Origin of the sequence: Pseudomonas sp. HMSC057H01, from assembly GCF_001836405.1 — a bacterium.
Lineage (GTDB): Bacteria > Pseudomonadota > Gammaproteobacteria > Pseudomonadales > Pseudomonadaceae > Pseudomonas > Pseudomonas aeruginosa.
Genome location: NZ_KV828500.1, coordinates 50,182 through 67,728, shown reverse-complemented (window position 1 = coordinate 67,728; position 17,547 = coordinate 50,182). Strand labels below are relative to the sequence as shown.

Here is a 17,547-nt window from a genome sequence, read left to right as displayed (position 1 = left end):
CACCCTGTTCCTCGACGAGATCGGCGACCTGCCGATGCCGATCCAGGTCAAGCTGCTGCGTGTGTTGCAGGAGCGCGAGGTGGTGCGCCTGGGTTCGCGCAAGAGCATCCCCATCGACGTGCGCGTGCTGGCGGCGACCAACGTGCAACTGGAGCGGGCGATCAATGCCGGGCACTTCCGCGAGGACCTGTACTACCGGCTCAATGTCGTCAGCCTGGAGCTGTCGCCGTTGCGCGAGCGACCCGGCGACATCCTGCCGCTGACCCGCCACTTCATCGCCGAGTACAGCCGTCGCCTGGGCTACGGCCAGAGCCAGTTGAGCCCGGAGGCGGCGCAGAAGTTGCGCGCCTATTCCTGGCCGGGGAACATCCGCGAGCTGGAGAACGTCATCCACCATACCTTGCTGATCTGCCGCGACGGGCTGATCCGCGCCGATGACCTGCACCTGTCCAACCTGCGCCTGGAGCGTGGCGAGGAGCTGGCGCGCGGGGTCCCGGCGAGCGGCGCCGCCGAGCACTTGTTGCAGCAGGCTTTCCAGCGGCTGTTCGAAGAGCAGGGCGAGAACCTCCATGGGCGGGTCGAGGATGCCCTGCTGCGCGCGGCGTACCGTTTCTGCCATGGCAACCAGGTGCATACCGCCAACCTGCTGGGACTCAGCCGCAACGTCACGCGCACGCGGCTGATCGCCATCGGCGAGCTGGTGGTGAACAAGCGCGGTGGCCAGCGGATCGATGGCGAGCGGGCGGTGCGGTTGTCGATCTGAGTTCAGGCGCTCGGGATCGCGGCGGATAAGCGCAAGCGGTTATTCGGCCAACCTCCCGCGACTATCCGCCGTGCCGGCGCTGCGGCATTCGCCCAAACCCAGCCGGGCGCAGTAGACTCGGCGCTTTGCGGAGCGTCTGGCTCCGCGCTCTGCGCCAGGTGGAACTGCCCGATGCCCGATACCTCTCCCGATCTGCCGGCCATGTCGCCGCTCGCCGCCTATCGTCAGGCCGTGGAACAGCGCGGTTTCGCTCCCGACGAGGCGCAGCGGCGCGCCGCCGAGGCGCTGGAGCGTTGTTTCCAGGCCCTGCACGAGCCGCACCGCCACGGCGCGATCCAGGGCGTCTACCTGTGGGGACCGGTAGGACGCGGCAAGACCTGGCTGATGGATCACTTCTACCAGTGCCTGCGCGTGCCCGCGCGGCGCCAGCACTTCCACCACTTCATGCAATGGGTGCACCAGCGCCAGTTCGAACTGACCGGTACAGCCGACCCGTTGCGCGCCCTGGCCCGCGAGTTGGCGCGGGACGTGCGGGTGCTGTGCTTCGACGAGCTGTTCGTCAGCGATATCGGCGACGCCATCCTGCTCGGCAGCCTGCTGCGCATCATGTTCGAGGAGGGCGTGGTGCTGGTCGCCACTTCCAATCAGCCGCCGGAGCAGTTGTACGCCGACGGCTTCAACCGCGAACGCTTCCTCCCGGCGATCGAGGCGATCCAGCGGCACATGACGGTGGTCGCGGTGGATGGCGACCAGGACCACCGCCTGCATCCCGGCCGGGCCGAGCAACGCTACTGGGTGGTGGAGGCGGGGCAGGCGGGCGGTTTCGCCGAACTCTTCGCGCGCCTGAGCGCCGGCGAAGTGGTGTCCGCGCAGCCCATCGAGCTGGGGCACCGCCCGCTGGCGGTGCGCCGGCACAGCGAGTCGGTGCTCTGGTGCAGCTATGCGCAGCTCTGCGAGGTACCGCTGTCGGCGCTGGACTTCATCGGCCTTTGCGACCGCTACCGGGCGATCCTGATGGACGACCTGCCGTGCCTGAGCGCCAGCCAGCGCGAAGGCCGCATAGCCCGTGGCACCGAGGACGGCGCGCAACTGGTGGAGGCGGGGGATCGCGAATTGCCGCAGTTGTCGGTGCACGACGACGGCGTGCGGCGCTTCATCGCCCTGGTGGACGAATGCTACGACCGCAAGGTGCCGCTCTACCTGGAGGCCAGGGTACCGTTGGAGGCACTTTATACCGAGGGCTACCTGGCCTTCGCCTTCCGTCGCACCCTCAGCCGGCTGCGCGAGATGCAGTTGGCGCGCTTCGGCAGCGACAGCGCCGGCTAGCGCCGCGCCGCCGAAGCGGGAACTGCGGATGGCCGCCCGCGCTCATCCGCCGGCCAGGCCGAGGCTCAGTAGCCGTGCCGGCGCAGCAGCGCGTCCATGTCTTGCGCCGCCGGGCGGCCCTGGAACTTCAGCAGTTCCGAGGTGCGGTTGGTGAAGAAACCGTCGACGCCGGCCGCACCTAGGGCCTTGAAGTCTTCCTCCGAGTCCACCGAGTAGGCATGGATGAACAACCCGCGCGCGTGGGTCATGCGGTTCATCCAGGGTTTCACCAGGTCGGCGTAGCTCTGTTCGCCGCGTTCGCTGAGGGTCGCCGAGGGCCCGGTGCCCAGCGCGCCGTGGGCCTTGGCCCAGTCCAGCCAGGCGCCGAACTCGGCTTCGGACTTCACTTCCTGCCTGGCGTAGAAGGCCGCCTTGTCGGTTTCCCCGGATTCCTTGAAGGTCACTGGCGAACGGGCTTCCAGGTAACCGTCGCCGAGCCACAGCAGGAGAATCTTCGGCACTTGCGGCATGCTTTCTTGCAGCAGTTCCAGGCTGCTCTTCTCGAAGGTCTGCAGGATCACCCGGCCATTGCCGTGGGCCACGTCGACATGCCCGGCGGCGGCGCGCTCGCGGGGTTGCAGCCAGCCGCGGCGTTCCAGCAGCTTGCGCAGGTCGTCTTCGATGCCGGGGAATTGCGCCGGTACCTTGGTCTCCAGGTACAGGCCCGGCTTGTTGGCGCCGCCCTCGGCGATGTCGAGCATCTCGTCGAGGGTGAGGATGCGCAGGCCGACGAAGCCGGGCCGGGCGCGCTCGGGGAAGGCGCGATTGAACCAGGAGCCGGCGTCCAGGCGCTTGAGTTCGGCGAGAGTGAAGCTGCTCACCGGGTCCTTGGCGCGTCCCGGGAAGACCTCGGCGACGTCGGTGGTGCGCTCCAGGGTGTCGTCGTGGAGGGCGACCAGTACGCCGTCGCGGCTGCGCTGCACGTCGGCTTCCAGGTAGTCGGCGCCGAGGTCGCGGGCCAGTAGGTAGGCCGCGGCGGTTTCCTCGGGGGCGTCGTACGAGGCGCCGCGGTGGGCGATGACCGCCGGCCAGGGCACGCCGGCGGCGGCGCTGAGGGCCTTGCCGGACGGCTCCGCGGCCTGGGCGGCGAGCCCCGCCGTCAGGCCGAGGAGGCCCAGGGTCTTGAATGTTCCTTGCCAGAATCTTTGCCGCATGAGGCGCCTTTCCTTCTTTCTTTTTCACGGGATTGCCGACCAGTCTGGCGTTGCCGGATGACCGGAGGACGACAGATACAGGTCTGTCCGGCGCGGGGAAAGATGCGCTGTCGCGGCGACGCTGGTTCCTGTCGCCCTCGGTAAAGCGCCAGCCCTCCCAGGCCGGGAGGGCGGATTCTACAGGCGTTTGTTCAGCAGGCGGGCCAGGCGGTCGCCGCCGAACTGGATCAACGTGACCAGCAGCACAAGGACGATGATCACGGTGAGCATCACCTGGGTGTCGAAGCGCTGGTAGCCGTAGCGGTAGGCCAGGTCGCCGAGGCCGCCGGCACCGATCGCGCCGGCCATGGCCGAGGAATTGATCATGGTCACCAGGGTGATGGTGAAGCCGCCGACGATGCCCGGTCGCGCCTCCGGCAACAGTACGTTGCAGATGATGTGGCGGCGTTCGCAGCCCATCGCCTGGGCCGCCTCCACCAGGCCGTGGTCGACTTCGCGCAGGCTGACCTCGGCGATCCGCGCGAAGAACGGCGTGGCGGCGATGGTCAGCGGCACCACCGCGGCCCAGACTCCATAGCTGGTGCCGACGATCATCCGGGTAAAGGGAATCAGCGCCACCATCAGGATCAGGAAGGGTACCGAGCGCAGCACGTTGACCAGACCGCCCAGGATGCGATTGAGCAGGCGCGCCTCGAAGATCCCGCCCGGCCCGGTGGTGACCAGCACCAGGGCCAGCGGGATACCCACCAGCAGGACGATGGCGGAGGACGCGCCGATCATCAGCAGCGTATCGAGGAAACCTTGCCAGAGCCGTTCAAGCATGGGCGACATGGCCGAGCACCTCCACCTTGTCCGCCACCAGCGCGGCCTTGGCCAGCACGCCGGGAAGCTCGCCGGGCGGCGCGCCGACCTGTAGCAGCAGGCGCCCCAGGGCGCGGCCCTGGATCCGCTCTATGCCGCCGTGGAGCAGGTCGACGCGCTGGCCGATGGCCCTGGCGATGGCCAGCAGGTCCGGCACCCGTCGGCTGGCGCCGGTGTACTGGAGATCGAGCAGCACCGGGTCGCCGCCGCCGGGAGCCTGGCGCAGGCGCGCCTGGAGGTCGGCCGGGAGGGCGGCGCGCAGGCTGCCGAGCAGGCTTCGGGTGACGGCATGGCGCGGATCGCCGAAGACTTCCCAGACTTCGCCCTGTTCGACGATGCGGCCGCATTCGAGGACCACCACGCGGTCGCAGATCTCGCGGATGACCGCCATCTCGTGGGTGATCAGGACGATGGTCAGGCCCAGCCGGCGGTTGATGTCGCGCAGCAGCGCGAGGATCGCCTGGGTGCTCTCCGGGTCCAGCGCCGAGGTGGCTTCGTCGCAGAGCAGGATCTGCGGCTGGTGCACCAGCGCGCGGGCGATGCCGACGCGCTGTTTCTGCCCGCCGGAGAGCTGCGCCGGATAGGCGTCGCGTTTTTCCTCCAGGCCGACCAGTTGCAGCAGCCCGGCGACCCGCTCCTCGATCCGTGCCCGGGGCACCCCGGCCACCCGCAGCGGCAGGGCGATGTTCTGCCGCACGGTCTTGGCCGACATCAGGTTGAAGTGCTGGAAGATCATGCCGATGCGTCGGCGCAGGGCGACCAGACGCTGGCCGTCGTAGCCGCCGATGTCCTCGCCGTCGATCAGCACCTGCCCCTCGCTGGGACGCTCCAGGCGATTGAGGGTGCGGATCAGCGAGGACTTGCCGGCGCCGCTGCGGCCGATGATGCCGAACACTTCGCCGCGGCGGATTTCCAGGTCGATCTCCCGCAGGGCCTGGACCCCGCCGGGGTAGCGCTTGCCCAGGCCGTGGAGGCGGATGTGCGGCGTGGAGGCGCGCGTGTCGGGCGCCGTCGGGAACGGTTCGAGGGGTAGCAGGCTCGGGGGAACGGTCATGGTCGTCACTCCCAGCCCGGCTGGTACAGCGTGCCATGGGCCTTGTCCAACGCGGCGCGGACCACCGGCGAATGCTGGTAGATGTCGACGAAGCGCGCCAGGCGGCCGTCGCGGTCCTGGTAGTCGCCGCGGGTGACGAACTGGATCACGTATTCCCGGTTGTCGATCCCGTCGAACAGCAGCGCCCGGGTCGGGTCGATGGTCCCGGCCAGGCGCAGGTAGTGCGGGTAGCCCTGGGCCAGGTCGAAATCGTCGAGGGCGCGCGCCAGTTGCACCGCCTCCAGCTCGGTGATGCGGATGTCCTTCGGGTTGTCGACGATATCGTCGAGGGTCGCCTTGTAGCCGACGCCGTCCCTGAGCTTCAGCAGGCCGGCCTTCTGTAGCAGTTGCAGGCCGCGGCCGCCATTGATCGGGTCGTTGGCGATGGCCACGCTGGCGCCTTCCGGCAACTCTGCGAGGCTGGCGTAGCGCTTCGAATAGAGCCCGACGTTGTTGATGATCCCCGGCGCGAACGGCTTCAACTGGAAGCCGCCTTCGCGGTTGGCGTTTTCCAGGAAGGGCACGTGCTGGAAGTAGTTGGCGTCGATGTCGCCCTGGGCGAGGGTGATGTTGGGGGCGTTCCAGTCGCTGAACTCGACCAGTTCGACCTTCAGTCCCTGCTTGCCGGCTTCGCTCACGGCGACTTCCAGCGGCGGGGCGAAGGCGGCGGTGGTGCCGATCTTCAGCGGGGCGTCGGCGGCCTGGACCGGGCCGCTGCCGAGGAGGACGGCCAGGCTCAGGGTTTTCAGGGTGTTCAGCATGGTGGGCTCCTGAACGAAAGGGAAAGTGGGGTCAGGCCTGGCGCTGGTGCGCGGCTGGGGGCTGGCGGAAGGCGGCGCCGGCGTGTTCCGCCTGCAGGCGCGCGCGGCCGCCGCCGAAGAGCTTCTCCCGCAGGGTGCCGGGGGCGTAGGCGGTCTTGTAGCTGCCGCGTGCCTGCAACTCGGGCACCACCAGGTCGATGAAGTCGGCGTAGCTCTCCGGCTCCACGGTGCGGGTCAGGTTGAAGCCGTCCAGGCCGGTATCGGCGATCCAGCCTTCGAGATCGTCGGCGACCTGGCGCGGGTCGCCTACCAGGGTCACGTAGCGGCCGCCCAGGGCCAACTGATCGAGGAGCTTGCGCACGGTGGAGTCGGTGCGCGCCACGGTGAGGTTCTTCACCACCGACTCGATGGCGTTGTTCTTCTCGTAGCGGATCGGTTCGTCGAGCCCGTAGCGCGACAGGTCGATGCCGCTGGAGCTGGCGAAGTGCGCCAGGCCGGCCTCGGGGCTGGCGTAGCGGCGGTACTCGGCATGCTTGTCGCGGGCCTCGGCCGCGGTGGCGGCGACGATCACGTTGATACCCATGAAGATCCTGATGTCCTCGGCGCGACGGCCGGCGCCGACCACCGCCGCGCGGATGCGCTGCACCAGTTGGCGGGTGGCCTCGCGGGTCTGTCCGGAGACGAACACGCATTCGGCGTGGCGCGCGGCGAAGGCCAGGCCACGCTCCGAGGAGCCGGCCTGGAACAGCACCGGGGTGCGCTGTGGAGAGGGCTCGGCGAGGTGGTAGCCCTCGACCTGGTAGAACTCGCCATGGTGGCGGATCTTGTGGATCTTCTCCGGCCGCGCGTAGACCCGTCGCTGGCGGTCGGCGAGCACCGCGTCGTCTTCCCAGCTGCCCTCCCAGAGCTTGTAGAGGACCTCCAGGTACTCGTCGGCGCGGTCGTAGCGGCGGTCGTGCTCGATCTGCGCGGACTGGCCCATGGCCTTGGCCGCGCTTTCCAGGTAGCCGGTGACGATGTTCCAGCCGATCCGCCCGTCGCTCAGGTGGTCGAGGGTCGAGAGCCGCCGGGCGAACGGGTAGGGCGCCTCGTAGGTGAGGTTGGCGGTGACGCCGAAACCCAGGTGCTCGGTGACCCCGGCCATGGCCGAGACCAGCATCAGCGGGTCGTTCACCGGCAACTGGACGGCTTCGCGGGCGGTCACCTCGATGCCGCCCTGGTAGACGTCGTAGACGCCGAGGATATCGGCGATGAACAGGCCGTCGAACAGGCCGCGCTCCAGCAGCCGGGCCAGCTCGGTCCAGTGGCGCAGTTTGCGGTAGTCGCTGGAGCGGTCGCGCGGGTGGGTCCAGAGGCCGTGGTTGATATGGCCGACGCAATTCATGCTGAAGGCGTTTAGGAGAATCTGCTTCTTGCTCATGGCGGTTCCTTCGGCGTTCAGAGCGTGCCGCGGCGTGGCGGCAGGCGGCCGTTGAGGTAGTAGTCGCCGACCGCGTGGTACTTCCAGCGCACCGGGTCGTGCAGGGTGTGTACGCGGGCGTTGCGCCAGTGGCGGTCGAGACCGAGTTCGGCGAGACAGGCGCGGCTGCCGCCAAGCTCGATCAGCTTGCTGCCGGCCAACAGGGCGACCTCGGTGGTCAGCGCGCGGGCTTCGGCGACGGCGATCGAGGCGGCCGCCACGCTTTCCGCGTCCGGCTCGGCGGTGGCCCGGTCGAGCACCCGCCCGGCACGCTCCAGCAGCGCTTCGGCGGCGTGCAGGCGGATCGCCAGGCGGCCGATCTCGTGGATGGTCAGTGGGTCGTCGCTGGCCTTGTCGACGCCGGAGTCGACCCAGGGCCGGGCGCGCTCGCGGACGAAACGCAGGGTGTCCTCGAAGGCGCCGCGGGCGATCCCGGCGTCGATCGCCGCGTGGAGGATCTGCGCCAGCGGGCCGACGGTGGTCGGGCGCTCGAAGGCGTCCTGGAACGAGACCACGTCCTCGGCGGCCACCGCTACCCGGTCGAACAGCGCCGAACCGCTGCCGGTGGTGCGTTGACCGAAGCCGGACCAGTCGTCGACGATTTCCAGCCCGGCGCTGTCGCGCGGGACGAAGGCCAGTTGCTGGCGGCCCTCGTCGTCCACCGCCAGGGTCGGCACCCGCTGCGCGTAGAGTGCGCCGGTGCAGTAGAACTTGCGCCCGTCCAGGCGGTAGCCGTCGCCGTCGGCGCGCAGGCGGGTGCGGCGCTCGCTGGCGGTACGCGTGCCGATCTCGGCCAGGGCGTTGCCGAAACGCTCGCCGGCCAGGGCGGCGCCGAACAGGCGACCTTTCTGCGCCGGCGAGCCGTTCACCCGCAGCACTTCGAGGGCGTAGAAATGGTTCTGCGGAATCTGCCCCAGGGAACTGTCGGCGGCGCTGACGATCGCCACCACCTTCGCCAGGGTCACCCGCGAGACGCCGGCCCCGCCGTATTCGCGGGGCACCGCGATGCCCCACAGGCCGGAGCGGGAGAACAGTTCCAGTTCTTCCAGCGGCAGGCGCCGCTCGCGGTCGCGCTGGATGCTTTCGCGGGCGAACAGGGCGGCCAGCTCGCGGGCCGTTTCCAGGGCTTCGTCGTCGCTGCCGATGCGATGGGCAGCGGCCGTGGGATTGTCGCGCGTAGCGTGTGCGAGGCTCATCGGGCGCTCCTCAGATCCATGAGTGACGCGCCGGACGGGCGCCGTTCAGGTAGTAGTCGCCGACCGCGTGGACCTTCCAGCGTACCGGGTCGTGCAGGGTGTGGGTGCGGGCGTTGCGCCAGTGCCGGTCGAGGTTGAACTCGGCGAGCGTGGCGCGGCTGCCGGCCAGCTCGAAGAGCTTCTCGCTGGCGGCCAGGCTGATCTCGGTGCTCAGCACCTTGGCCTCGGCCACGGCGATCGAGGCGCGTGCCGCCGACTCGGCGTCCACCGGCCGCGCGGCCACTTCGTCGAGGACCTGGCCGGCCTTCTCCAGCAGGGCGTTGGCGGCGTGCAGCTCGATTTGCAGGCGGCCGACCTCGGCGATGCTGTAAAGCTCGTCGCTGGCGCGTTCGACCTGGGCGTCGATCCAGGGCCGGCTGCGTTCGCGGACGAACGCCTGGGCGTCGTCCAGCGCCGCCTGGGCGATGCCGGCGTCGATGGCGGCCTGGATCAGTTGCGAGACGGCGCCCTGGAGGCTCGGGATCTCGGCCAGCAGGCCGTTGTGGATCAGCATGTCGCCGGCTACCGGAACCTCGTCCAGCAGTACCGTGCCGCTGGCGGTGGTGCGCTGGCCGAAGCCGGACCAGTCGTCGACGATGCGCAGGCCGGGAGCGCCGCGCTCGACGAAGAGCATCACCGCGCGCTCTTCCTCGTCGATGGCCTTGACCGCCACCCAGTGGGCGAACAAGGCGCCGGTGGAGTAGAACTTCTCGCCGCTGACCCGGTAGCCGTCGCCGTCGCGACGGACCCGCGCCTTCAGCTCAAGGGTATGGCGGGTATTGCGCTCCGGGCCGGCGTTGGCCAGCCGGCGGCCGTCGAGGATGCCACGGAACAGCTTGCGTTTCTGCGCCGGGCTGGCGACGTTGTCGATCACGCTGAGCAGGCCGAACTGGTTCTGCGGAATCTGTCCGAGGGCCGGGTCGGCGGCACAGATGACGCGGAACACCTCGGCCAGGGTCACGTGGGAAACCTGCGCGCCGCCATGGGCGCGGGGAATGCCGATGCCGCCCAGGCCGAGGCGGGTGAAGAGTTCCAGTTCCTGCCAGGGCAGGCGTCGTTCGCGGTCGCGTAGCGCCGCTTCGCGACGGGCCAGTCCGGCTACCTCGTGGGCGGCCTGCAACGCCTGGGCGTCGTTCTCGATGAGGCGTGCCGGGAGTAGCCGGGGCGCCTGATCACGAAGATCCTTGGGTGCGGTTTCGTCGGTCATGGTTCAGCCTTGCAGCGTGGTGGTTCCGCCAGCGGCATCGGTGTGGCGCGGCTCGCGGGTTCGGTGGTGCGGGTGGAACGCCTGGAGGAGGGAGGGGAAACAGGCGGTAACGACATGCTCGCTGGGCACCTCTGGCAGTTCGGATAGGTGGCTGGCGCGATCGCCAAGCCTCTGCCAGGTCTGTTTGCACAAGCCGTGCCGTTTGCTAATCAATAGAAAAATCAAAGAGTTGGCGGTTTGTTCCAACAGTTTTTGCTGGTCCGCGGGCGCTGCCTGTTGCTCCGCTGTTGCCAGGGCAACAGTTACCGGCGGATTACAGCCGGATGCCGCGCGCCGGCGCCGTGCTGCTAGGGTGATAGGGTTTCGCGCGCGGCGGCCTGGCGCGCGCCCACCCACTCGGATCGTCGAAGGAACTCCCATGCAGAGCGCTAACGCTTCAGAACTCACCACCGACATCGCCGTGATCGGCGGCGGCGCGGCCGGCATCGGCGTGATCGCCAGCCTGCTGAAACGTTCGCCGGGGTTGCGTATCAGCCTGATCGAGCCGGCGGACACCCACTACTACCAACCGGGCTGGACCCTGGTCGGTGGCGGCGCCTACGCCCAGGGCGACACCGCGCGGCCGATGGCCGGGCTGGTCCCGCCCGGCGTGGAGTGGCTGCGCACCCGTGTCGAGCGGGTCGACCCCGAGGCGCGCCGGCTACTGCTGGAGAGCGGCGGCAGCCTGGAATACCGCAACCTGATCGTCTGCCCCGGCCTGCGCCTGGCCTGGGAGCGCATCGAGGGCCTGGAGGAGACCCTCGGGCGCAACGGCGTCACCTCCAACTACCGCTACGACCTGGCGCCCTACACCTGGGAGCTGGTGCGCGGCCTGCGTGGCGGCAAGGCGCTGTTCACCCAGCCGGCGATGCCGATCAAGTGCGCCGGGGCGCCGCAGAAAGCCATGTACCTGTCCTGCGACCACTGGCTGCGGGAGGGCGTGCTGCAAGACATCGAGGTCGAGTTCGACCTGGCCGGCGCGGCGTTGTTCGGCGTCGCCGATTTCGTTCCGCCGCTGATGGAATACGTGCGCAAGTATTCGGCCGAGCTGGCGTTCAATTCCAACCTGGTGAAGGTCGACGGCGCGGCGCGCAAGGCCTGGTTCGAGGTGAAGGACGCCGACGGCAACAGCAATCTGGCGGAAAAGGACTTCGACCTGCTGCACGTGGTGCCGCCGCAACTGCCGCCGACCTTCGTCGCCGCCAGCGGCCTGGGCGACGCGGCCGGCTGGTGCGAAGTCGACCCGGCGACCCTGCAACATGTCCGCCATGGCGAGATCTTCGCCCTCGGCGATGTCTGCGGCACCGCCAACGCGAAGACCGCGGCGGCGGCGCGCAAGCAGATCGTGGTGGTGGCCGAGAACCTTCTCGGCCTGCGCAGCGGCCGTGGCCTGCCGCTGCGCTACGACGGTTACGGCGGTTGCCCGCTGACCGTCGAGCGCGGCCGGGTGGTGCTGGCGGAGTTCGGCTACGCCGGCAAGCTGCTGCCGACCTTCCCGCTGGAGCCCACCGCGGCCAGCCGCTTCGCCTGGCTGCTCAAGCGCCACGTACTGCCCTGGGTGTACTGGAACGCCATGCTCAAGGGCCGGGAGTGGCTGGCGCGGCCGGGGCGCTAGACCGGGCGGCAGCCCTCGGCCTGACCGGCCTCAAAGCTCGTGGGCGAACGGCAGGTCCGGCCCCACCCGCGAGCAGGTGACCGCCGCCGCGCGGATGGCGAAGGCGAGCATCGCGTCGATCGCTTCCCGCGACAGCGCGGCTAGCCCGGCCGGGCTGTCGGCGTCGAGGCGGCGGAGGTAGGCGAGGGTCGCCGCCTGGAAGGTATCGCCGGCGCCGACCGTATCGCGCAGCGCCAGGGCGGTATCCGCCGGGCGACTCCAGCTGCCGTGGGTGCAGTGCACGCTGGCGCCGGCGCCGCCGTGGGTGACGAAGACCAGCCGGCAGCGCGGGTTCAGCCAGCCGCGGGCCACCTCGCCGGGATCGCGGTCGGGGTAGAGCAGGGCCAGGTCTTCCTCGCTGGCTTTGATCAGGTGCGCATGACTGGCGAAGGCCTCGACCCGGCGCCGCCAGAGGTCGATGTCCGGCTGCGGGTCGAGGCGCACGTTGGGATCCAGGCTGACCAGGCGCCGGCCGCTCTCGCGCCGGACCAGCGCCAGCAGGGTGTCGGCCACCGGCGTCACCACCAGGGTGTAGGAGCCGACGTGCAGCCCGCGTATCCGCCCATCCAGCGTCGGCAGGTGTTCCAGGCGCACCTGGCGGTCGGCGCAGCCCTCGCCGCGGAACTGGTATTGTGCCGAGCCGCTGGCGTCGAGGCCGACCATCGCCAGGGTGGTCGGGGCGTCGCTGGGCACCAGGAAGCCGCAGTCCACGCCTTCTTCTTCGAGCACCCGGCGCAGCCGCGCGCCCAGGTAGTCGCTGGACAGCCCGCCGAACAGCGCCGCCTCCACGCCCAGCCGGCGCAGGCCGACGGCGACGTTGAACGGCGAGCCGCCGGCGATCGCGGTGAAGCCCAGCTCGTTGCTGCGCGCAGCGCTTTCCAGGCTGAAGACATCGAAAAGGGCCTCGCCACACACCAGGTACATGCAGATCTCCAAAACGCCAGAAGAGGAAGGAAAGCCGGCCATTATCGCGGAGGCAGGTGCTCCAGGTAACGCCGGTAGGCCTGTTCGTAGGCTGCCTGTCGTCGCGCCTGGGGCTGGGTGCGGGTCGCCTCGTCGAGCGCCACGCAGCGCTGGCACAGGGCTTCCAGGCTTTCACCGGCGCCGCTTTCGCGGCCCAGGCTCCAGGCCGCCTGGAGCGCCGCGCCAAGGGCGGCGGCCTCGGTCTGCCGTGGACAGACCAGCGGCAGGCCGAGCAGGTCGGCGAGCGTCCGCCGCCACAGCGGGTTCTTCGCCGCGCCGCCGACCAGGCGGATTTCCTCGCCCGGCAGGCCGCTGGCGCGCAGCAGGTCGAGGCCGTAGCGCAGGCCGAAGGCGGTGCCTTCGAGCACCGCCCGGCAAAGATTGGCGCGGCTCAGGTTGGCCGCGGTCATGCCATGCAGGCTGGCGCTGGCATGCGGTAGCGCCGGAACCCGCTCGCCGTCGAAGAACGGCAGCATCAGCAGACCCTCGGCGCCGACCGGCGCCTGGGCGGCCAGCCGGGAGAATTCGTCGAGGTCGAGGTGCAGCAGGTCCTGTACCAGGCCGCAGGCACCGGTGAGGTTCATCGTGCAGGCCAGCGGCAGCCAGCCGCCGGACGAGGCGCAGAAGGTCGCCAGCTCGCCGTGCGGACTGACCAGCGGCCGCTCGGCATAGGCGCTCAGGGTGCCGGAGGTGCCCAGGCTGGCGGTGAGCAGGCCGGGGCGGATGTTGCCGGTGCCGATGGCGGCGAGCATGTTGTCGCCGCCGCCGCCGGCGACCCGCGTGTGGGGAGCCAGGCCGAGGGCGGCGGCCGCTTCGGGGCGCAGGTTGCCGATGCAGGCGCCGGGCTCGATCAGCTCCGGCAGCGCTGCCGCCAGGCGTCCGCCCGGCTCGACCAGCTCCAGCACGTCGCTGGCCCAGGTGCGCCGGCGCACGTCGAAGTAGCCGCTACCGGAGGCGTCGCCCGCTTCGCTGCAGACGCGGCCGGTGAGCCAGTGGTTGAGGTAGTCGTGGGGCAGGAGGATATGCGCGACGCGGGCGAACAGCTCGGGAAAGCGTCGCTTGCTCCAGAGCAGCTTGGACAGCGTGTAGCCCGGCGCGAGCACCAGCCCCAGGCGTTCCAGCGAGCCGGCCGGGCCGCCGAGGGCTTCCAGCAGCTCGCGGTTCTCCGCCGCGCTCTCGGTGTCGCACCAGAGCTTGGCCGGGCGCAGCGCCCGGCCCTCGGCGTCGAGCAGGAGCAGCCCATGCTGCTGGGCGGAAACCGCCAGGGCGCGGACCTCGCGGCCGTCCACCGCGGCTTCTTCCAGGGCCATGCGTACCGCGCTGGCCATGGCTTCCAGCCAGTCCGCCGGGTCCTGCTCGCGGCGTCCGTCGCGGCCTTCCGGCGGGCGCTGCGCGGCGCTGCCCAGGCCCAGCGTGCGGCCGCTGCCGGCGTCGAGCAGCAGCGCCTTGCTGCCTTGGGTGCCGCAATCGATGCCGAGGAACAATCCGTGCATGCGGCCCTCCGGAGTCATTCGCCGAGTACCTGGCGCAGGGTTTCGCTGACGCCGTGTCGGCGCAGGCTGTCGTAGAGGCGCTCGAAGGCCTCGACGAAGGCCGCCGAGGCCGGGATCGCCGGGCCGAACACGGTCTCCACGCCGAGCAGGCGCCGGCCCAGGCCGTGGCGTTCGGCAACCAGCGCCTGGCATTCGGCGGCGCGCGGATCGGGAATCGGGTAGTGCTCGCCATGCTCGTCGACCCCGCCCAGGTACAGCGCCCAGGCCGCCACCACCAGGGCCACCCGTTCCAGTGGGCGGCCGGCGGCGATCAGCCGATTGGCGGTGGGGACGATGAACTTGGGAAACTTCGACGAGCCGTCCGAGCAGACCCGTTCCAGTTGGTCGGCGATGGCGCGGTTGGCGAAGCGCTCGACCAGGCTGTCCTTGTAGCGCTCCAGGTCGATCCCCGGTACCGGCGCCAGCAGTGGGGCCGCGTCGCGGTCCATGAAGGTCCGCACGTAGCGGCGCAGCAGCGGGTCGCCGAGGGTCTCGTGGACGAAGCGGTAGCCGCGCAGGAAGCCCAGGTAGGTGAGCGCCAGGTGGCTGCCGTTGAGCAGGCCGATCTTCATCTCCTCGTAGGGCGTGACGTCGTCGGTGAACTGCACGCCGACCTTTTCCCAGGCCGGGCGCCCAGCGCTGAAATGATCTTCCAGCACCCATTGCACGAAGGGTTCGCAGACCACCGGCCAGGCGTCTTCCACGCCGTGCCGTTGGGCCAGTTGGCGGCGGTGGGCGGGGCTGGTCATCGGGGTGATGCGGTCGACCATGGCGTTGGGAAAGCTGACGTGCGTCGCGATCCAGCGCGCCAGCCCCGGGTCGAGCCGTTCGGCGAAGGCCAGCAGCGCCTTGCGCGCCACCTCGCCGTTGTGCGGGAGGTTGTCGCAGGACATCACGGTGAACGCCGGCACGCCTGTGTCGCGGCGCCGCCGCAGAGCCTCGCAGAGAAAGCCGAAGACCCCGCGCGGGGTCCGCGGGTTGGCCAGGTCGTGGCGCACCAGCGGCAACTCGGCGAGGAACTCGCCGCTGCCATCGTCGATGCAGTAGCCGCCTTCGGTGATGGTCAGCGAGACGATGCGGATGGCCGGCTCGGCAAGCTTTTCCAGCAGCGCCTCGGCGCCGTCCTCGGCGAGCAGCATGCCGCTGATGGCGCCGATCACGCGAACCTCGGTGTCCGGTTGGTCGCCCAGCTCGTAGAGGGTGTAGAGGTAGTCCTGGGCGGCCAGGGCGTCGCGCATGGCGCGGTCGTCGCTGCGCAGGCCGGCGCCGCAGATCGCCCAGTCGAGGGCTTCGCCGCGGTTCATCAGGGCGTCGGTGTAGGCCGCCTGGTGCGCGCGGTGGAAGCCGCCGACGCCGATGTGGACGATGCCCTGGCGCAGTTGCGCGGGGTCGTAGGACGGGCGGGCGACAGCGGTCGCCAGCAGGGGGAGGTGCTGCCGGTTGAGTTTCATCGGTGGGTTCCCGCTGGCGGCTTCAGGCCGCCTGTTGCAGTCGTTTGTCGAGGGCCTGGCCGTTGCTGTCGAACAGATGGCAGTGCGCCGGATCGAAGCCCAGCTCCAGGGGGGCGCCGTAGTCCGGTGCGAAATCGCCGCGCACGCGCAGGGTGAGCATTTCCCCCGAGTCGGCGCGGACATGGCAGAAGCTGTCGCTGCCCAGGCGCTCGCTGACGTCGGCGGCGACCCGCAGCAGGCCCTGGAAGGCATGGCCCGGGCGGGCGATGTTCAGGTGTTCCGGGCGGATACCGAGGGTCACCGGGCTGCCGGTGGCCAGCTCGCCGGCGCATAGCGGCAGGCCGACGCGCGCGCCGCATTCGAGGGCGACCTCGCAGCGCTCGCCCTGATTGCGGCTGAGATGGCCGCGCAGGAAGCCCATCTTCGGCGTGCCGAGGAAGCCGGCGACGAACAGGTTGGCCGGATGGTGGTAAAGCTCCAGCGGCGAGCCGACCTGCTCGACGCGTCCGCCGTTGAGCACCACGACCTTGTCCGCCAGGGTCATCGCCTCGACCTGGTCGTGGGTCACGTAGATCATGGTCGCCGCCAGTTCCTGGTGCAGCCGCGCCAGTTCCAGGCGCATCTGCACGCGCAGGGCGGCGTCGAGGTTGGACAGCGGTTCGTCGAAGAGGAATATCTTCGGGTTGCGCACGATCGCCCGGCCGATCGCCACTCGCTGCCGCTGGCCGCCGGAGAGCTGGCGCGGCTTGCGCTCCAGCAGCGCTTGCAGTTCGAGGATGCGTGCGGCGGCGTCGACCTTGGCGGCGACCTCGCGCTTGTCGACGCCGGCCAGGTCGAGGGCGAAGGAGAGGTTCCTGCGCACCGTCATGTGCGGGTACAGCGCGTAGGTCTGGAAGACCATCGCCAGGTCGCGTTTCGCCGGCGGGGTGTCGGTGATGTCCGTGCCGTCGAGGGCGATGCTGCCGCCGCTGGCCTCTTCGAGGCCGGCGATCAGGCGCAGCAGGGTCGACTTGCCGCAGCCGGAGGGGCCGACGAAGACCACGAACTCGCGGTCGCGGACGTCGAGGTCGATGCCCTTGATGATGGCCTGGCCGTCGAAGCCTTTCTGCAGGTTGCGGATCTTGAGATCAGCCATGGCGGAATACCTCCGTGGACGAAAGGATGGGGATGCGCTTCATTTCACGGCGCCGAAGGAAAGGCCGCGTACCAGCTGCTTCTGGCTGATCCAGCCGAAGACCAGGATCGGCGCGCAGGCGAGGGTGGAGACGGCCGAGAGCTTGGCCCAGAACAGTCCTTCGGGGCTGGAATAGGAGGCGACCAGGGCGGTCAGCGGGGCGGCGGCCGAGGAGGTCAGGTTGAGCGACCAGAAGGCCTCGTTCCAGCACAGGATCAGCGACAGCAGGAGGGTCGAGGCGAGCCCGCCGCGGGCGATCGGCAGCAGCACGCGGACGATCTCCTGCCAGGTGCCGGCGCCGTCCAGGCGCGCCGCTTCGAGGATGTCCACGGGGATGTCCTTGAAGTAGGTGTACACCATCCAGACCACGATCGGCAGGTTGATCAGGGTGTAGACGATGATCAGCGCCAGCCGCGAATCGAGCAGGCCGAACTGCTTGGCCAGCAGGTAGATCGGCATCAGTACGCCGACCGGCGGAAGCATCTTGGTCGACAGCATCCAGAGCAGCGTGCGCTTGGTGTGGCGGGTCTCGAAGAAGGCCATGGAGTAGGCCGCCGGCACCGCGACGAGCATGCACAGGAGGGTCGCCGAGGAGGAGATCAGCAGCGAGTTCCAGGCATAGGCGAAGTAGTCGCTGCGCTCGTTGATGTGCAGGTAGTTCTCCAGGGTCGGCTGGAAGATGAACTGCGGCGGCGTGGCGAAGGCGTCGATCTCGCTCTTGAAGCTGGTCAGCAGCATCCAGAAGATCGGGAAGAACAGCAGCAGGGCGATGCCCCAGCAGAGCAGGCCGAGCAGGCCGTTGCGCAGGCGGCGGGATTGCTTGAGTGTCAGCATGG

Annotated in this window: 15 protein-coding genes; 3 read left to right on the top strand and 12 right to left on the bottom strand. The window is 69.8% G+C overall.

The window, feature by feature from the left end; genetic code table 11:
* Both HMPREF2581_RS20685 and zapE read left to right on the top strand, forming a co-directional pair.
* The coding region (locus HMPREF2581_RS20685; protein WP_070867376.1) for a sigma 54-interacting transcriptional regulator at positions 1-763 on the top strand (763 nt) is incomplete at its 5' end.
* Between the two features lie 171 nt (positions 764-934).
* Positions 935-2,089: a cell division protein ZapE gene (gene zapE, locus HMPREF2581_RS20680; protein ID WP_003139336.1), complete on the top strand. Its 1,155-nt coding sequence runs from the start codon at positions 935-937 to the stop codon at positions 2,087-2,089.
* A 65-nt stretch (positions 2,090-2,154) separates the two neighbouring features.
* Here zapE and HMPREF2581_RS20675 read toward each other — a convergent pair whose 3' ends face one another.
* From HMPREF2581_RS20675 to HMPREF2581_RS20645, 7 genes are all read right to left on the bottom strand, one after another.
* The gene (locus HMPREF2581_RS20675) at positions 2,155-3,282 is read right to left on the bottom strand and encodes a glycerophosphodiester phosphodiesterase (protein ID WP_003139338.1); all 1,128 of its coding nucleotides are present in this window, start codon (positions 3,280-3,282) and stop codon (positions 2,155-2,157) included.
* Positions 3,283-3,459: 177 nt separating this feature from the next.
* Positions 3,460-4,113 (bottom strand): methionine ABC transporter permease, encoded by a 654-nt coding sequence (locus HMPREF2581_RS20670; protein WP_003111646.1) that lies wholly within the window; start codon positions 4,111-4,113, stop codon positions 3,460-3,462.
* Positions 4,097-5,206 (bottom strand): methionine ABC transporter ATP-binding protein, encoded by a 1,110-nt coding sequence (locus HMPREF2581_RS20665; RefSeq protein ID WP_003139341.1) that lies wholly within the window; start codon positions 5,204-5,206, stop codon positions 4,097-4,099. The genes HMPREF2581_RS20670 and HMPREF2581_RS20665 overlap by 17 nt, the downstream gene beginning before the upstream one ends.
* The gene (locus HMPREF2581_RS20660; RefSeq protein ID WP_003139343.1) at positions 5,203-5,997 is read right to left on the bottom strand and encodes a MetQ/NlpA family ABC transporter substrate-binding protein; all 795 of its coding nucleotides are present in this window, start codon (positions 5,995-5,997) and stop codon (positions 5,203-5,205) included. The genes HMPREF2581_RS20665 and HMPREF2581_RS20660 overlap by 4 nt, the downstream gene beginning before the upstream one ends.
* 31 nt (positions 5,998-6,028) lie before the next feature.
* Positions 6,029-7,417, bottom strand: coding sequence for an LLM class flavin-dependent oxidoreductase (locus HMPREF2581_RS20655; protein ID WP_003089459.1), 1,389 nt, complete (start codon positions 7,415-7,417; stop codon positions 6,029-6,031).
* Positions 7,418-7,434: 17 nt separating this feature from the next.
* Complete coding sequence (locus tag HMPREF2581_RS20650; protein ID WP_003089457.1) at positions 7,435-8,652, bottom strand: SfnB family sulfur acquisition oxidoreductase; 1,218 nt, start codon at positions 8,650-8,652, stop codon at positions 7,435-7,437.
* 10 nt (positions 8,653-8,662) lie between these two features.
* Complete coding sequence (locus tag HMPREF2581_RS20645) at positions 8,663-9,898, bottom strand: SfnB family sulfur acquisition oxidoreductase (RefSeq protein ID WP_003106870.1); 1,236 nt, start codon at positions 9,896-9,898, stop codon at positions 8,663-8,665.
* Positions 9,899-10,316: 418 nt separating this feature from the next.
* Between HMPREF2581_RS20645 and HMPREF2581_RS20640 the strand changes: the two genes are divergently transcribed.
* Positions 10,317-11,552: an NAD(P)/FAD-dependent oxidoreductase gene (locus HMPREF2581_RS20640; RefSeq protein ID WP_003139346.1), complete on the top strand. Its 1,236-nt coding sequence runs from the start codon at positions 10,317-10,319 to the stop codon at positions 11,550-11,552.
* Positions 11,553-11,582: 30 nt separating this feature from the next.
* On the opposite strand, the gene HMPREF2581_RS20635 is transcribed toward HMPREF2581_RS20640, so the two are convergent.
* From HMPREF2581_RS20635 to HMPREF2581_RS20615, 5 genes are read right to left on the bottom strand one after another with little or no spacing between them, the layout of a single operon-like run.
* Positions 11,583-12,515 carry a carbohydrate kinase family protein gene (locus HMPREF2581_RS20635; RefSeq protein WP_003139348.1) on the bottom strand — a complete coding sequence of 311 codons (933 nt, stop codon included), beginning with the start codon at positions 12,513-12,515 and terminating at the stop codon, positions 11,583-11,585.
* 41 nt (positions 12,516-12,556) lie between these two features.
* Positions 12,557-14,065, bottom strand: coding sequence for a xylulokinase (xylB, locus tag HMPREF2581_RS20630; RefSeq protein ID WP_003139351.1), 1,509 nt, complete (start codon positions 14,063-14,065; stop codon positions 12,557-12,559).
* Positions 14,062-15,537, bottom strand: a complete 1,476-nt coding sequence (locus tag HMPREF2581_RS20625; RefSeq protein ID WP_070867375.1) for a mannitol dehydrogenase family protein — start codon at positions 15,535-15,537, stop codon at positions 14,062-14,064. Before HMPREF2581_RS20625 ends, xylB begins: the two co-directional genes overlap by 4 nt.
* A 22-nt stretch (positions 15,538-15,559) precedes the next feature.
* Complete coding sequence (locus tag HMPREF2581_RS20620; RefSeq protein ID WP_003089446.1) at positions 15,560-16,672, bottom strand: ABC transporter ATP-binding protein; 1,113 nt, start codon at positions 16,670-16,672, stop codon at positions 15,560-15,562.
* Positions 16,673-16,711: 39 nt separating this feature from the next.
* On the bottom strand, positions 16,712-17,545 hold the full coding sequence (locus HMPREF2581_RS20615; protein ID WP_003139354.1) for a carbohydrate ABC transporter permease: 834 nt from the start codon (positions 17,543-17,545) through the stop codon (positions 16,712-16,714).
* Positions 17,546-17,547 lie beyond the last annotated feature (2 nt).

What these genes read in the sequence shown, in the direction of transcription:
- zapE (WP_003139336.1), top strand. Translation starts at nt 935, where the DNA reads ATGCCCGATACCTCTCCCGATCTGCCGGCCATGTCGCCGCTCGCCGCC.
- HMPREF2581_RS20675 (WP_003139338.1), bottom strand. Translation starts at nt 3,282, where the DNA reads ATGCGGCAAAGATTCTGGCAAGGAACATTCAAGACCCTGGGCCTCCTC.
- HMPREF2581_RS20670 (WP_003111646.1), bottom strand. Translation starts at nt 4,113, where the DNA reads ATGTCGCCCATGCTTGAACGGCTCTGGCAAGGTTTCCTCGATACGCTG.
- HMPREF2581_RS20660 (WP_003139343.1), bottom strand. Translation starts at nt 5,997, where the DNA reads ATGCTGAACACCCTGAAAACCCTGAGCCTGGCCGTCCTCCTCGGCAGC.
- HMPREF2581_RS20655 (WP_003089459.1), bottom strand. Translation starts at nt 7,417, where the DNA reads ATGAGCAAGAAGCAGATTCTCCTAAACGCCTTCAGCATGAATTGCGTC.
- HMPREF2581_RS20650 (WP_003089457.1), bottom strand. Translation starts at nt 8,652, where the DNA reads ATGAGCCTCGCACACGCTACGCGCGACAATCCCACGGCCGCTGCCCAT.
- HMPREF2581_RS20645 (WP_003106870.1), bottom strand. Translation starts at nt 9,898, where the DNA reads ATGACCGACGAAACCGCACCCAAGGATCTTCGTGATCAGGCGCCCCGG.
- HMPREF2581_RS20640 (WP_003139346.1), top strand. Translation starts at nt 10,317, where the DNA reads ATGCAGAGCGCTAACGCTTCAGAACTCACCACCGACATCGCCGTGATC.
- HMPREF2581_RS20635 (WP_003139348.1), bottom strand. Translation starts at nt 12,515, where the DNA reads ATGTACCTGGTGTGTGGCGAGGCCCTTTTCGATGTCTTCAGCCTGGAA.
- xylB (WP_003139351.1), bottom strand. Translation starts at nt 14,065, where the DNA reads ATGACTCCGGAGGGCCGCATGCACGGATTGTTCCTCGGCATCGATTGC.
- HMPREF2581_RS20625 (WP_070867375.1), bottom strand. Translation starts at nt 15,537, where the DNA reads ATGAAACTCAACCGGCAGCACCTCCCCCTGCTGGCGACCGCTGTCGCC.
- HMPREF2581_RS20620 (WP_003089446.1), bottom strand. Translation starts at nt 16,672, where the DNA reads ATGGCTGATCTCAAGATCCGCAACCTGCAGAAAGGCTTCGACGGCCAG.
- HMPREF2581_RS20615 (WP_003139354.1), bottom strand. Translation starts at nt 17,545, where the DNA reads ATGCTGACACTCAAGCAATCCCGCCGCCTGCGCAACGGCCTGCTCGGC.